We start from the raw sequence: 14,802 nt of genomic DNA on the forward strand, positions 1-14,802 counted from the left end.
AAATGATTTGATTATGAAATCGGACGTTAAGAAATTTATCGATGCTTAACGCCAAACTTTTTGTCTGAGTTGCTTCACTGATACGAGGGCGCAAAAGGATCTGGCTAGCTGGTATCAAAAAGCGAAATCATGTAACTTCATATGAGTCATGAGATAGGCTATCACAAGAAACAGATAAAGTTACATGATATTTTTGCGTGAAGAGTTTTTCTCTAGAAAGGTTTTAAGCTCAAGGAAAGAAGAGATTGCTATATTTAAGTAAATTCATGCATTAATGTTGTGATGTGCTCGCCATAGAATGTGGACTGAACTGTCCTAACTCCCGTAGACGATCCTGCCCTATAAATGTCTCTGGTATGTCTGTTAAACCCGTGGTGATTGATGGTATTTAATAGGTATACCCATTTGATACCATATTGACACAAGCTCCATTTGCTCTGAAAATGAACAGGCTTATACGTTGCTTTTGCAACCACCAATGATTCAGTAGCCTGTGAGAATCGCCTTCGGGTGGCTACAACAAAAGCTCCTGTAACCTGAAAAGGGGCAAAAAATTGGTAAATCTGCACACCTTTGAGAGCAGAAATCGTCAATTTAAGCGCACTATGACGCGACGATAAAGGTTCCTTCTGTACTAACCAGACAGTCAGAATGTTGTTTTTTCTGACTCCCCGACGGGAAACACTTCCCGCTCGGGCAGGTGTTTCCTTTTTTTATGGAGAAACACAATGTCTGTCATCTCTTCTGCGATTTTCCCTGAACATATCCTTACTCAGCTTCAGCAGTCTGCTGACGCAGCTGTCCGGAAATTGAAATCTTTCATTTATCTGCACCGCAACAGCAGCTGGTATGTCAACGGTTCGGGCAATTATGCCGTCCGTGCGCATATCACTTGTGTTAAAGACCAGGGCGTTAACGTCTTTCTTACCGTTCGTACAGGTTGCCACCGCACTGAGTATGTTTTTCACCGCCTGCCGGTTCTCTTTCCTGAGGGAATAACAGGTCGTCGAAACGCATACCGTCAGGCACAGCATCTGGCACACCTGCGCTACCGTCTTCTTTCCGGAGGGCATTCTCATGACTGAAGCACTGCACTATGTCACTTTCCGTATTCTGTCGATGTTTGAGACGCGACGGGATGTATGTCCTGCTCAGTATGGCCTCGTAAGTGGCGTTTTCATCCGGGGCGAAATCCTCAGAGATAACGTCTCCTGTGGCGAACAGGTTTTTGTCGCACCGCTCGGTGATTGTGATCCAACTGACCCCGAACTTTGCGTCTGGTGTCAGTATCACGGATATTCTTCCCTGGTTAAAGCCGGCGACATACTGGATGGTGTGGCCGTTTCTGGCATAAATCTCACCGATCCACTGTCGTTAGCTGTTCTGCAACGCCTCCGCTTTAATCCTAAATATGTGTATCAGGAGCATTCTGATTCATATGCACTGAATTGATCGGCTGATGAAGGCCGTGACCGTAAAATGTTGTGGACCCTGACGGGGATATCTCTCCGTCGGAGGGAATATCCCGTTATTTACCTGAGGATATACCCATGCACACAGACGTTTATACGCTTAAAACTCCACTGGACACGCTCAGCTGGCTTTGCCTGCTTGAGAGTGAACTCCTGAGCATCAGGGCATTTCAGCGTCTCGATCTACATACGGACCGGGATGAACCAAATGAACTGACGTTTCTGGAAGATTCCATCATTGGCACCGGCACAGCTTATGGCTGGTTTGTCTTTTTACTCGGGGAAGGCGATATTCCGCCTTTGCCTGATACGTCTAAAAATCTGCTCTTTACGCTGGACGAGCTGGGAAAAGAAATTAACCGGCCCTTCTGGGAGAAGGCCGTGGATGAAGGTATCCAGGATGCCCGGTGTGATCGGGCTATAGCGGCTCTCGAACGGATGTAACCAGCAGACAGAACACACCCTGACGGGGATTGACTCCCGTCCGGGGGATTAATCCCCCTTTTTTCATCGCGGAGGATTTATCAATGAAAGACCTGTCTTCTTCCCCGGCTTCCATGTCGGTTGTCTACACCATCGAGCACGTCAGCACGGTTCCGTTGCGTCACTGGCATGCTTTCGTTCTGGCCGTAACAGAAACCTTCTGGCAACTGCCGGTGCGTCTGCGTCCGGGAAATATGTATCTGCCGTCTCTTAACCGCGCGGCTGACCTGTTTCCGGTTGCTGATGTCATGGCGTTCTGTGGCAATTCAGGCGGCTGTTTCTGGCCGGTCAACATGACCATTGAGCGGGAGCGCAGCCACAATACGCTGAGTATCCAGGAGCTGGATTTTCAGCATCAGCCCTGCGATTTCTTTGCGCGTGTTGTGATGGTCCTGCTGCATAACCTGTGTCCGGACAGCTTCCGGATACATTCTTCAGACGAGGGTCGCAGCTGGGCGTTACCGTTACGCTGGATTGAACAACATCTCGGCCTGCCTGAGCAACCGACGCTGACCGCGCCTCAGCCGGTACTGAAAACACCGGTAGGCGAGGGCGCGTTTGATTCCCTGCTGCTGCAGCTGCTCTCCGGTGGTGAGCGGGTGCTGAGCAATGAGGACTGGAATGCATTCGTGCTGGCGGAATTCCATCTGTACGAACTGAAGCGGGTCGCGGAAACATCTGACTCGTTTTAAACAGTAATGACGTTAACCCCGTCGGGAGAGATGACTCCGGACGGAGCGGCTCTCCCGTTTTTACAGGAAAGCCCCATGCTTTTTTTCGACAATAAAGACCTGACGAACGTCCTGCTGACCGCCCGCATGCAGGGAGGCCAGCTTCATCTGGCAAAGGATGAGGGTGTTTATCTGATGCCGGCCACCGGTGCCTGGCAGGGCAACGATCCGGTGCCGCGTATTGCGTATGCCGCAGGGTGTCACCCTCAGAAAAATGAGGACTGGTACGACACGGCGCGCCTGCTTGCCGGCGGCGATGATTTCATTGAATCACTGACGATAAGCGACGCGATCGCCACCTCTGTACTGTCCGGCAGGACGGACCTGAGGATCCTGATTACCGACACACAGATACAGGTGCTCACCGCAGCGACTGACCGGGTGAAAGTGGCGCAGTATCGCCAGAAGGCCGATCAGCTTTTGGCGAGTGCAGTCTGTCACTTCAGTGCCTGTGTCGGGCCTGATGAACTCTGCCGCTGGCGTGAAAACGCCGTGCGTATGCTGACGCAGGCGGCCTTCATCAGCTGTAAGCGGGCGAAGCCTGAAGATCATCAAACCTTTCTGAACGCCTGTGGCAGGCTGCAGGCTAGGTTATCGCAGGTGACCCCGCAGGGGGCGCTGCGAATAACCGGACGTTAACTCACCCCGGCAGGGACTTTTCCTGCCGGAAAGGTTCCTGCCTCTTTCTGAACCGAAGGAGGCCCGTATGGGACTGGATATTTTTCTCTACAGCCAGCACAGGCAAAACGTCGCAATACCGGCACCGTATCATCTGGTGTGTGAACTGAGCCGCGATTTTTCACTGATTACCTGGGTGGATAAGCATGTCGGTGAGGTGGAAAACGCGACCTGTCTGGAACTGTCACGCGAGCATATTCAGCAACTGAAAGAGAGGCTGGACTGTGCGATTGCGACATTTACAGAGGGTAATGAGGATAATCCGCTTCTTCAGCGCCGGCTGCAGTACGTTTTTACCCTGCGTGACAGGCTGGAAAGCCTGCTCAGTGATTTTGACTTTGAACATGAATACCTGTGGTTTTATGCCGCATGGTAACTGACTTCTGAATTTCCCGTCGACGGGCGTATCTCTGCGCCCGCCGGCGCAGGGGTATGCCTCTGATTAAAGGTATACTCATGAAAAAAACGACTTCACACAAGGCGGCCCGCCGTCCGGCAAAACAGACTGACCTTTATCGCCAGATCACCGACCGCATTGTTGTCGCGCTGGAAAACGGCGTCGCGCCCTGGCGTAAGCCGTGGCGCGCGGCTGCCGGCAGCGGTCTGGCCGGTCTGCCCCTGAATGCCACAACCGGACGTCACTACAGCGGCGTGAACGTCCTGCTTCTCTGGATGTCAGCGGAAGAGCAGGGTTTTCGCAATAACCGCTGGATGACTTACCGGCAGGCGCAGCAGGCTGGCGGGCAGGTGAGTAAGGGAGAGAAAGCCACCCTGGCGGTGGTTTATAAGGACTGGACGAAGCAGGCGGAGGATCGTGAAGGCAACCGCCTTTATGACAGTGACGGTAAACCGCTGACGGAAACCGTGCCGATGCTCAAACCCCTGCAGCTGTTCAACGCTGAGCAGTGTGAGGGGTTGCCGGCAGAGGTTGCGGCTTCTCCTGAACAGCCCCCGACGGTGGATGAGGACGGCATACTCTGTCCGGACGTGATGAATAGGGTGATCCGGATGTTTAACGCCACAGGGGTTAAACACCGGATGCTGCCTCAGAACCGGGCTTATTACCGCCCGCTGACGGATGAAATTGTGATGCCGGTGGCTGAGCAGTTTTTTACGGAGGCGGACTGCTGGTCCACGCTGTTGCATGAGCTGGTACACAGTACCGGTCATGCGAAGCGACTTAACCGGGAGGGGATAACCTCCTCATCCCGCAAGTTCGGGGATCCGGTGTATGCCTTTGAGGAGCTCATCGCTGAAATGGGCAGTGCGTTTTTGTGTGCCCAACTCGGGGTGTTCGGTGAGGTTCAGCACGACAGCTATGTGGACCACTGGCTGAAGGTGCTGAAATCTGACAAAAAGGCCCTGTTCCGCGCCTGCCGGCATGCCCGGGAAGCGTCGGAATATCTGCTGGCACTGCCTGAAAGTCAGGCTGTGGCGGCGTAATTAACTTATCCGGTGGCGGTTATTCCGTAACTGTCGCCGTCCCGTGAGGACACCGCTCCTCACGGGGCTGTGTCCTCTTTTTTTTATGAAAGAGGAGTATTCACTATGTCCGAATGGTGTCATAACCGCCTGGAAATCACCGGTAAATCCGTCTGCATCGATGTCATGCTGCAGTGGATAAACGGCACTGACGTACCGCGTCACCGCCACGCAGTGCAGCAGAGCATACAGCTGTTTCTGGCTGGCGCGGCGGGGATACTCAAGCCGGTGCGCACCACGTCGTATCCGCCCTGTCAGGGGCTGGTCCGTGCAGGCACAGGGCTTTCCACTGCGGCCAACCAGGCGTTTGAAAACTGGCTGGCATTGTTGCTGAAGGATGTCGTTCTTGATGCAGAAACCATCAGAGCCGTGGACCGGCTTTATCACCAGTCAGGTCTGGGCGCGCTGAAATGGGAGAATATTCCCGGCCCGGCACGTGAGATTATGGCGGAGCTGATTGCCAGACAGTATACCGACTGGTTTGGTCTGGTCAGCGCCGGCGATGAGTCTGATGTCGCAACTGCCTGGGAGCGGCTCAGCCAGTATCCTGAACGCTCCCAGCCCTGCGATATGCTGGCCGTCATACCCACGCGGCTGGCAGCAGAGCTGAACGGCTCCGGGGGGCTGATGTCCGGTGTGTCGACCACAACCAGCCTCTACTGCCGGCAGTACGGCATGGAGTGGCCGGCCGGGCACAACGTCAACTGGCAGCGCCATACGCCTAACAGTCTTACGCTGCAGATGGATACGCCCTGGCTCCCGCCGTCAGGTGAGGTTGTCGGGGAAATCTCTGCGGTGTTTGACTGCGAGGTGCGTCACAGCTACAGCGAGCCCGTGAGCGGGCTCAGCGGTTACGACTGCTATGACGGCGGCGAACATGTCGACGGACATAAAGGTGCGGCCGGCGCGTCTCAGCCCGGTCAGGTGCTTTATCTCGTCAGCGATGAGCCAGCGTTACCTGCTCAGGATGCAGCATCTTATCGTGAGGTCCGGGGGTAAAAGCCTGTTCCTCCGTTAACCCGGCCACGGCAATGCCGTGGCTTTCTACCCTCAGGGGACACGTCCCCTGGTCAGGGTGCGTGTTCCCTTTTTTATGGAGAAGACGCATGCCTGGCATGATTAACCACGAAAAAGCCTTTGTTAAGTTGTTCAGTCAGACGGCCCGGTATCATCACCGGTTTAAAGTGTTCGAAGACTTCATCAGCTGCAGCGTCATCGCGCTGGAAAACCGGCTTTGCTTCAGTGAAGCCCGGGAGCAGAAGTATCTGCGTATAGTCGGTGGATACGAAAAGGAGGACGTCACGCACATGGCGCAGCTGCTGGCCCACGTTGTTAACGGGCTGGGTGACGCGCCCGGGGACTTCCTGGGGCGTGTCTTTATGCAGCTGGAGCTGGGTGACAAATACCGGGGGCAGTTTTTTACGCCCTGGGACGTGGCCAGAATGATGGCGGCCATGCAGCTGGGCGACACTGAAGCGTTGTTCCGTGACAAACCTTTCATCACCCTGAATGAACCTGCGTGCGGGGCCGGCTGCATGGTCCTGGCATTTGCTGATGTTCTGCAAAAGGCAGGGTGGCCACCGCACCGGTATCTGTGGGTCTCCGCGACAGATATCGATCCGCTTGCGGCCGGTATGGCTTACATACAGCTGTCCCTGTGCGGGATTGCCGGCGAAGTGGTGATAGGCAATACCCTGGTGAATGAACGACGCCGGATACTTTACACACCCGGGCATTATCTCGGCGGCTGGCCTGTTCGTCTGAGTTCACGGCACTTTCAGGCGGCATAATCACATCCACACGCTCCCGGTCGGGAGCGTTTTTTATTTCTGAAGCAGGGTATCTGGTTTTTTATCGTAGTGAACGCTTCCCGCTGTCAGGCTGTTTTTTTCACATCTGCTGCTGCGGGAGAACACCGTGAACTGGAAAACAACAGCTGAACAAAACGCCATCATCCAATGGAAGGGTAATCATCTTGTGGTAAATGCGTTTGCCGGCACAGGAAAAACCTCCACGTTAGTGAACTACGCTGAAGCCAACCCGGAAAGTAAGATGCTTTACCTCGCCTATAATCGCGCTGTGCGGGATGAGGCTGAACGTAAATTCCCCTATAACGTAGAGTGTAAAACGTCGCATCAGCTTGCATGGGCCCGTTTCGGCAAGCATTTCCGTGACCGGCTGACAGCCAGTCTGCGCATTACGGATGTGGCCAGAAAGCTCAATACCCGCCACTGGCCGCTGGCGCGGCTGGCGCTTAGCGGACTGAACATGTTCCTCTGCAGCGCAGACCCCGAGCCAAGGCTGATACATCTGCCTGCTGAGGATGATCGCCACGGTCTCGATGCAGGTAAAATTCTGGGGGCAATCCAGATCCTCTGGTATGAGATGAGCCGTACTGATTCAGTCTTTCCCGTCACGCACGACACCTACCTTAAACTGTTCCAGCTCTCTCATCCTGATCTGTCAAAACGCTGGGACACCATACTCTTCGATGAGGCCCAGGACGCCAATCCGGTGACCAGTGCGTTTGTACTGAATCAGCCCTGCCGGGTCATCCTAGTCGGCGACCGTTACCAGCAGATTTACCGGTTTCGTGGGGCAGATAACGCGCTCAATGCCCCGCAGCTGGCGAAGGCAGACCGGTTGTGGCTGACGGCGAGTTTTCGTTTCGGCCCTGAGGTCGCGCGTATGGCCAATATCCTGCTGGAGCGTGCCGGAGAAGAAAAGCGGGTGACGGGAAACGGGGGGCAGGACGCCGTCGTCAGCAGCATCCCGGATGAGGCTGAGCACGTAGCTGTACTGAGCCGGACGGTGTCCGGCGTGATTGGTAGCGCCCTGACGGCAAGCCTCATGGAGAAAAAAGTCTTCTGGGTCGGAGGGATTGAAGGCTACAAAACGGAGGAGCTGGAAGACCTGTACTGGTTCTCCGCCGATATGCCTGAAAAGATGCAATCCCCGCGCCTGAACCGGGACTACCGGGATTTTGACGAGTACTGCTCGATAGCCAAAGCCACGCAGGACGTGGAGATGAACCAGGCTATTCGCCTGCTCGATGACTTTTTCCCGCTTCCGCAAAAACTGGCCATTATGCGCCGTCAGGTCGTCACTCATGAAAAAGACGCTCAGGTCACGGTTTCAACCGCACACCGCAGCAAAGGGCTGGAATGGCCGGTGGTAATGCTGAGTGAGGATTTTACTGACATTACCGATCCGCTCCTCTCGCAGGAAGAGCGACAGGATGAGACTAACCTACTGTATGTGGCTGTCACCCGCGCAAGAGAGACGCTTGTGCTTAACGAGCTGATGCGCTGGCTCAGTGAGGCCGGTGAGGGCGATGATGAAAACGATGCCGTTATGCCCGGCGACACGGGAGAAACTTACGGGACTGAATAACTGGTTTTTTATGGTGCGGAGCAGGGAGGGTCATAACACTGAGCAGCCCTGTACCAGGAGAACATCATGCTCAGCAGAATCCGGACCCTGAGGTCTCTGTTTTCAAAAGGTGAACCAGAAGCAGTACAACATATATCCACGATTACGCCTGTCGGCTACCACGCCCCGCGTGAGGCCAGTAGGCTGTGCGCCAGCCCGCTACGAGAAACCTGCCTGCAGCAATTGTGGGAGAACTGTTCTCTGCCCGCAGACATCTATCAGCGGCTCTATTTAGCGCCTCTTAATGGTTTATTAGCCAGGGTACAGAATGTGCCGGCCGCACAACAGGGAAGGTGGTCACAGTCAGACGGCTTCGGCGACCTTACGCTACAGTTCACGACCTGTGCGGTCAGGCTGGCAAAAGGGTATATGTTTCCCCCCGGCGCGGCACCGGAAGAGCAGGCAGCGCAGAATGTGATGTGGAATGCGGTGATTTTCTGGTCGGCACTGTTCTGGCACCTGCCTCTTCTTGCGACTCTGGAGGGGGAGTTGCTTGACGGTAAAGGCTGGTTTCCGGGAATGACCGTTCCGGACTCGCCTTATCGTTTTCGGTTTCGGGAAGCAGGGAACGCATCAGCATTTGCGGCCTTTGCCGCCGGACAACTTATGCCGGCAGAGGCGACGGGCTGGCTGGCAGAGAATCCCGAGGCACTGGGGAACCTTGCCGGCGCGCTCTGGAACCAGCATCCGGGCATGCCACTGATACGAAGCCTAATGAAGCAGGCCGCTGAAAAGGTAGAATCGCCTTCGCAGGAGATATCAGGGGCACATGAGACAGTCAGTACCCCCGCAGAGCCGGCCCTTTCCATTCTACAAACGCCGCCTGATCAAGAGACTAAATTACAACCTTCATCAGATGTAACACCCAAAACTGCATCGCCCGAAATCTCAGATATGCAGGTTACTCAGCTTGCATCTTCTATCACACCTGTCTCAATGGTCGATGGCTTCAATCCGGTCAGCAATGAGAAGGCAGGTGGGGTTACGGAATGTGATCCTGGCGATAAAGAGGAAGCTGATACAGAGATGCTACTGAGTCTGTTCAGTGCAACCGAAATGACTGAAGTGACCGGGGCCAAAGCGGGTGAAGAAGATTCCTCAGCCAGTACTAAAGCAGATGACGGGTCAGAGTTTTTATCTCTTAATGAACTGCCTCTCGAAATTGATAAGCATCAGATGAATCAGACAGTAGCGGAAGACTCTTTCCCTGAGCAAGGTGTTGAGGATAGCATCCCGTCACACAGCGTTAACATTGATGTAAAAAAAACACTAAAAAAAGAACAGGCTGGAACTGACTTCCTCAGGTGGCTTTCTGAAGGGCTTAAGAGCAAGCAAATCGACATTAATCAGCCTGATTCCAGGGCGCATGCCGTCGCAGGATTCATCTTTCTCAGGGTGCCGGACATATTTTATCTTTACATCAGAGAAAGCGGGACAGAGCTGAGCAGGGATTCCATACAGTTGGAATTTGAGAAGCTGCATCTTCACAGAGTGCGGCGGGGCGAGCGTTTTAATAAGGCAAAACTATACCATTCGCCTGACAAAGCAGGCACGTTTAAACCTGTAAGTGGGTATCTCGTCAAGACTACACACCTTTTCAGAGGGGCATCTTCCCCTGAAGACAGCGAGCTTCTGTCTTTCCTTTAAAGGAGGGGCAATCCATGAGGGCCCTTACGGGCAGCTTGATATAGAAAAAGGAAATGCTGTATGTCTGACAAAAACCATCATATGACATGGGAAGAATTGCTTGAGGAGTACTTCTTCGCCCGAAACCTGCGCGCTGCAACAGAATGGAGCTATACGAAGGTTGTGAAGGGGTTCCGGAAATTCACGGGTGCTGACAAAACCCCATTAATGGTTACTCATCATGAAGTACTAAGATGGCGGCGATATGTACTCAGAGAAAAGCAACAATCTGCGCAAACCTGGAACAACAAAATTGCACATCTCAGGGCCCTCTATAACTATGCGATGGAAAGCGGTTTATTGCCTGAGGGCAGAAATCCTTTCAACAATTGTACCGTACAGCGCGACAGAAAGAAAAAGCGCACGTTAAACCGCTCTCAGCTAACCCGACTTTATCTGATAATGCAGCAGGCTGAAATTGAGTCATACAGGAAAATTTTTGCACGTGGCGGGCGGAGTGCGCTTTACCCGGTCTGGTTCTGGATAACCGTTCTGGATACGCTCAGATATACGGGAATGAGGCAAAATCAACTGCTGCATATTCAGCTCAGGGACGTCAATCTGACAGAAGGCTATATAGATCTGCGCCTTGAGGGAAGTAAAACGCACAGGGAATGGCGCGTTCCCGTTGTCAAACAGCTGCGTTTGCGGCTACAGCTTCTTCTTACACGGGCAACGGAGGCTGGAGCCGGGCCAAAAGATAACCTCTTCGATGTCAGTTTTTACATTGCCGGGAAAAAAGCAAAATTTGACAGAAATGATGTGACAGTGATGCATCAAAAGATCCGCTCCTTTTTTCGCCGTCTGTCAAAGGAATGTGGTTTTGCCGTTTCGCCGCACCGTTTCAGACATACCCTGGCTACAGAACTGATGAAAGCACCGGAAAGGAATCTTCAGCTGGTTAAAGATTTACTGGGTCATCGTAGCGTAAGCACAACAATGGAATATGTGGAACTCAAGATGGACATTGTGGGAAAAACACTGGAAGAAGAATTGTCGTTACACACAGATCTCTGTGTAGAAAGGGAATTACAACTATTGACACAAAACTGATTGACTGGGATTATTGCCAGTGATCGAGAGAAGGGAGCCTGCAGCAACAGGCTCCCTCACTTGAGGGACTGATTCAGAAACGTTAACCAGTGCAGATACGCCTACACCGGAGGACATTCCGTAATGACCGGCCCCTGTATTAACCGCCCGTTAAGGTTCTCATCTCTTAACCAGCGTGCTTTGATGCAAAATTAGTGGTGCCCGAACTCGGAATCGAACCAAGGACACGGGGATTTTCAATCCCCTGCTCTACCGACTGAGCTATCCGGGCAACGGGGCGCATTAAACCTGATTCGCCGCACCTCGTCAACGAAATTTATCTATTTTGTAGCAGACTGAACAATCTATCATCACATTGAATCCAAAGCACGCATCATCAGGCGAATAATGCTGTCCAGGCGACGGAAATCGGCATTGCCAGCACCAGCGCGGGCAGCATATTCACCACTGCGAACATTTTAATCCCGCAGATACGCAAACCTGTCGCGAGCAGCAACATTCCCCCGACGGCGGTGAAATCCGCCATCATCATCGGTGTGGTCAGCGGCATAATCAATGACGCGCAGGTCGCCAGCGCTAACTGAATCAGCAGCATCGGTACGCAAATGGCGGAAACGGCCATTCCCAGGGTGCAGGCGAAAATGATGGCAGTAAAGAAGTCAAGAAACGCCTTAGCAATAAGGATGCTGGGGTCGCCGGTCATCCCTTCGCGCATCGCGCCGAAAATCCCGGTGCCGCTGGCGCAAAATAGCACGATGATGGCGACATAACTTTGAATATAGGACTCGTGCGTCGACGCCTTTTTCTGCCCTTTTTGGCGCGTAAGCAATTGCTGTAGCTTGCTGACCAGCGTATTAATGCCCTTTTCCATATTGCACACTTCACCCAGCAACGCACCCACCAGCGTTGAAAGCACCATCACTGGCAGGTTAACGCACTTGTTGACCAGCAGAATCCCGATACCTAACGAGGCGAGACCAAAAATAGAGGTCATTGATGTACGAATCCGCTCTGGTAATCTCTGACTTAACAGTGCGCCAATCATGCCGCCCAAAAGGACTGCGCTGGCGTTAATAAATGGCCCTGTAATCAAAATACAACTCCTGTTAATGATTTCTAATGATGCGGTATTATGGCGCGATTATACAGTGAAGGCTCGCGCCTCTGTGGTATGACGGCATAGGTAATTCATCTTGCGCGCCCCCTATAAAGGTGACATGATTGCGCGAATTTTCTCCCCTTAAGAGATAAGGCCGCCGTGATGATGACATCGCTATTACATCGCCGTTGCCGCTGCGTACAGATGCGCAGGTTGCCTCGTCTTGCTACCCTTACTTTTCATCCCCTATCCACCATGCGGTGAGCGTAACGCATGCTCACTGCAGGACAACAGTAAGAGCGGACACGGTCTGCTTTTACTGATGTCTGGCGGTCGGAGCTGGGATCCAGTCAGGCCCTGACATTTCGTTGGCCAGCGCGTAGATGCCTGGCCGAAGCCTTTTACTCTCCGGAAACGGGTATTCGCGCTCATGAAATCAATGCACATTGCCGCCAGCCACGAGCTGGTATCCCGCCTGTCCACCCATCGCCTCGTGGTGGCGCTGGACAGCACCGATTTTACCGATGTGGCGGCAGTCGTTATCACCACAGCAGAAAGCCGCAGCGGCATCCTTTCGTTGTTAAAACGTACCGGCTTCAACCTGCCGGTCTATCTGTTCAGTGAAACTGAACACGAAAAACCGGAAGGCGTGGCGGGGATCATTCGCGGTAAAGAGCAGGAGTGGCTGGAACTGGAAACTGCGGCCTGTAACTATGAAGAGAATTTGCTGCCGCCTTTCTTCGATACTCTGACGCAGTATGTCGAAATGAATAATAGCACCTTTGCCTGTCCCGGCCATCAGCATGGCGCGTTTTTCAAGAAGCATCCGGCGGGGCGCCAGTTCTTCGACTTCTTTGGTGACAATCTTTTTCGCGCTGATATGTGCAATGCGGACGTTAAACTCGGCGATTTGCTGATCCATGAAGGTTCAGCCAAATACGCGCAGAAGTTCGCGGCGAAAGTCTTCAACGCTGATAAAACCTATTTCGTGCTTAACGGTACTTCAGCGGCGAACAAGGTAGTCACCAACGCATTGCTGACCCGCGGCGATTTGGTGTTATTTGACCGTAACAACCATAAATCAAATCATCATGGCGCGTTGATCCAGGCCGGCGCGACACCGGTTTATCTTGAAGCATCGCGCAATCCGTTCGGTTTTATTGGCGGTATTGATGACCGCTGCTTCGATGAAAAGTACCTGCGTGATTTGATTCGTGAGGTGGCGCCGGAAAAAAACGATATGCCGCGGCCGTTCCGTCTGGCGGTGATTCAGCTCGGTACCTATGACGGTACAATTTACAATGCGCGGCAGGTGGTCGATAAGATTGGTCATCTGTGTGATTATATTCTGTTTGATTCCGCATGGGTCGGCTACGAACAATTTATCCCGATGATGGCTGACTGCTCGCCGTTGCTGCTGGATCTGACGCCGGAAGATCCCGGCATTTTTGTGACTCAATCGGTGCATAAACAGCAGGCCGGCTTCTCGCAAACCTCGCAGATCCATAAAAAAGACAATCACCTGCGCGGCCAGGCGCGTTTTTGCCCGCATAAGCGGCTGAATAGCGCTTTTATGCTGCATGCCTCAACCAGTCCATTTTATCCGCTCTTCGCAGCCCTGGACGTGAATGCCAAAATTCACGAAGGGGAGAGTGGGCGGCGCCTGTGGGCCGAGTGCGTGGCGCTGGGAATCGAGGCGCGTAAAGCGATTATCGCCAACTGTAAAATGATCCAGCCGTTTATTCCACCAGTGGTGGCAGGGCGTCCGTGGCAGGATCATCCCACCGAAGCCATCGCCCGCGAGCGGCGTTTCTTCAGCTTTGAGCCGGGGGCGCGCTGGCACGGTTTTGAAGGTTACGCCAGCGATCAATACTTCGTCGATCCCTGCAAACTGCTGCTCACCACACCAGGTATTGATGCGCAAAGCGGTGAATACACCGATTTCGGCATTCCGGCGACCATTCTGGCACACTACCTGCGTGAGAACGGTATTGTGCCGGAAAAATGCGATCTCAACTCAATTCTGTTCCTGCTGACGCCCGCCGAGAGCACAGAGAAGCTGGCGCAACTGGTGGCGATGCTTGGGCAATTTGAGCAACATATTGAGTCCGATAGCCCGCTGGCCGACGTGTTGCCGACCATCTATAACAAGTATCCGGTGCGCTATCGGGATTACACCATTCGCGAACTGTGTCAGGAGATGCATGACCTGTACGTGAGCTTTGACGTGAAGAGCCTGCAGAAAGAGATGTTCCGCAAGCAGAGTTTCCCGCGTGCGGTGATGAATCCCCAGGATGCCAACGGTGAGTTTATTCGCGGTAACGTTGAACTGGTGCGCTTAAGTGAAGCCGAGGGGCGGATTGCGGCGGAAGGCGCATTACCGTATCCACCAGGGGTGCTGTGCGTCGTACCCGGTGAAATCTGGGGCGGCGCGGTGCTGCGCTATTTCCTGGCGCTGGAGGAAGGCGTCAATATGCTGCCGGGCTTTTCGCCAGAGCTGCAGGGGGTTTACAGCGAAACGGATGCGGATGGTATCAAGCGGCTGTATGGGTATGTGCTGTGTTAACGCCGGATAAGCGCTGGTAACTCTGGCGGTTCCAGCAGAAGAAGGCGCTTGAGGAGACAAGGGCGCTCAGATTGCTGATAAAGTGCGTTGGTCGCCGCCGACGGAAATACGAGCACAATG

14 protein-coding genes and 1 tRNA gene are annotated in these 14,802 nt (G+C 53.4%); 13 read left to right on the forward strand and 2 right to left on the reverse strand.

Annotated elements, in window-relative coordinates; all coding sequences use genetic code 11:
* Positions 1–728: 728 nt before the first annotated feature.
* The 12 genes from ABK821_RS00105 to ABK821_RS00160 all read left to right on the forward strand — a co-directional run bounded on the left by ABK821_RS00105 (position 729) and on the right by ABK821_RS00160 (position 11,017).
* Complete coding sequence (locus ABK821_RS00105; protein WP_343178143.1) at positions 729–1,085, forward strand: hypothetical protein; 357 nt, start codon at positions 729–731, stop codon at positions 1,083–1,085.
* Entirely contained in the window at positions 1,078–1,452 is a 375-nt protein-coding gene (locus ABK821_RS00110; protein ID WP_395033795.1) for a hypothetical protein, read from the forward strand. Before ABK821_RS00105 ends, ABK821_RS00110 begins: the two co-directional genes overlap by 8 nt.
* Before the next feature lie 98 nt (positions 1,453–1,550).
* Positions 1,551–1,916: a hypothetical protein gene (locus tag ABK821_RS00115; protein ID WP_006781400.1), complete on the forward strand. Its 366-nt coding sequence runs from the start codon at positions 1,551–1,553 to the stop codon at positions 1,914–1,916.
* Between the two features lie 83 nt (positions 1,917–1,999).
* On the forward strand, positions 2,000–2,647 hold the full coding sequence (locus tag ABK821_RS00120) for a hypothetical protein (RefSeq protein ID WP_114262819.1): 648 nt from the start codon (positions 2,000–2,002) through the stop codon (positions 2,645–2,647).
* Positions 2,648–2,722: 75 nt separating this feature from the next.
* Positions 2,723–3,325: a DUF3085 domain-containing protein gene (locus ABK821_RS00125; RefSeq protein WP_343178141.1), complete on the forward strand. Its 603-nt coding sequence runs from the start codon at positions 2,723–2,725 to the stop codon at positions 3,323–3,325.
* A 67-nt stretch (positions 3,326–3,392) separates the two neighbouring features.
* Complete coding sequence (locus ABK821_RS00130; protein ID WP_343178140.1) at positions 3,393–3,740, forward strand: hypothetical protein; 348 nt, start codon at positions 3,393–3,395, stop codon at positions 3,738–3,740.
* An 80-nt stretch (positions 3,741–3,820) separates the two neighbouring features.
* Positions 3,821–4,807 (forward strand): ArdC-like ssDNA-binding domain-containing protein, encoded by a 987-nt coding sequence (locus ABK821_RS00135; protein ID WP_343178139.1) that lies wholly within the window; start codon positions 3,821–3,823, stop codon positions 4,805–4,807.
* A 105-nt stretch (positions 4,808–4,912) separates the two neighbouring features.
* On the forward strand, positions 4,913–5,845 hold the full coding sequence (locus ABK821_RS00140; protein WP_343178138.1) for a DUF1281 domain-containing protein: 933 nt from the start codon (positions 4,913–4,915) through the stop codon (positions 5,843–5,845).
* A gap of 107 nt (positions 5,846–5,952) precedes the next feature.
* Complete coding sequence (locus ABK821_RS00145; protein ID WP_343178137.1) at positions 5,953–6,636, forward strand: N-6 DNA methylase; 684 nt, start codon at positions 5,953–5,955, stop codon at positions 6,634–6,636.
* Positions 6,637–6,763: 127 nt separating this feature from the next.
* The gene (locus tag ABK821_RS00150) at positions 6,764–8,239 is read left to right on the forward strand and encodes a UvrD-helicase domain-containing protein (protein WP_343178136.1); all 1,476 of its coding nucleotides are present in this window, start codon (positions 6,764–6,766) and stop codon (positions 8,237–8,239) included.
* Positions 8,240–8,305: 66 nt separating this feature from the next.
* Complete coding sequence (locus ABK821_RS00155) at positions 8,306–9,925, forward strand: TraI domain-containing protein (RefSeq protein ID WP_343178135.1); 1,620 nt, start codon at positions 8,306–8,308, stop codon at positions 9,923–9,925.
* A gap of 60 nt (positions 9,926–9,985) precedes the next feature.
* On the forward strand, positions 9,986–11,017 hold the full coding sequence (locus ABK821_RS00160; protein WP_343178134.1) for a site-specific integrase: 1,032 nt from the start codon (positions 9,986–9,988) through the stop codon (positions 11,015–11,017).
* A gap of 195 nt (positions 11,018–11,212) precedes the next feature.
* On the opposite strand, the gene ABK821_RS00165 is transcribed toward ABK821_RS00160, so the two are convergent.
* Positions 11,213–11,288 (reverse strand) — tRNA-Phe (locus tag ABK821_RS00165).
* A gap of 105 nt (positions 11,289–11,393) precedes the next feature.
* Positions 11,394–12,110 (reverse strand): DUF554 domain-containing protein, encoded by a 717-nt coding sequence (locus ABK821_RS00170; protein WP_138360827.1) that lies wholly within the window; start codon positions 12,108–12,110, stop codon positions 11,394–11,396.
* Between the two features lie 436 nt (positions 12,111–12,546).
* Here ABK821_RS00170 and ABK821_RS00175 point away from each other — a divergent pair, with 436 nt between their 5' ends.
* Entirely contained in the window at positions 12,547–14,682 is a 2,136-nt protein-coding gene (locus ABK821_RS00175; RefSeq protein ID WP_395033796.1) for an ornithine decarboxylase, read from the forward strand.
* Positions 14,683–14,802: the final 120 nt, after the last annotated feature.

The sequence above is a fragment of the Klebsiella sp. KE9456 genome, assembly GCF_043832615.1.
GTDB classification, from domain to species: domain Bacteria; phylum Pseudomonadota; class Gammaproteobacteria; order Enterobacterales; family Enterobacteriaceae; genus Klebsiella; species Klebsiella indica.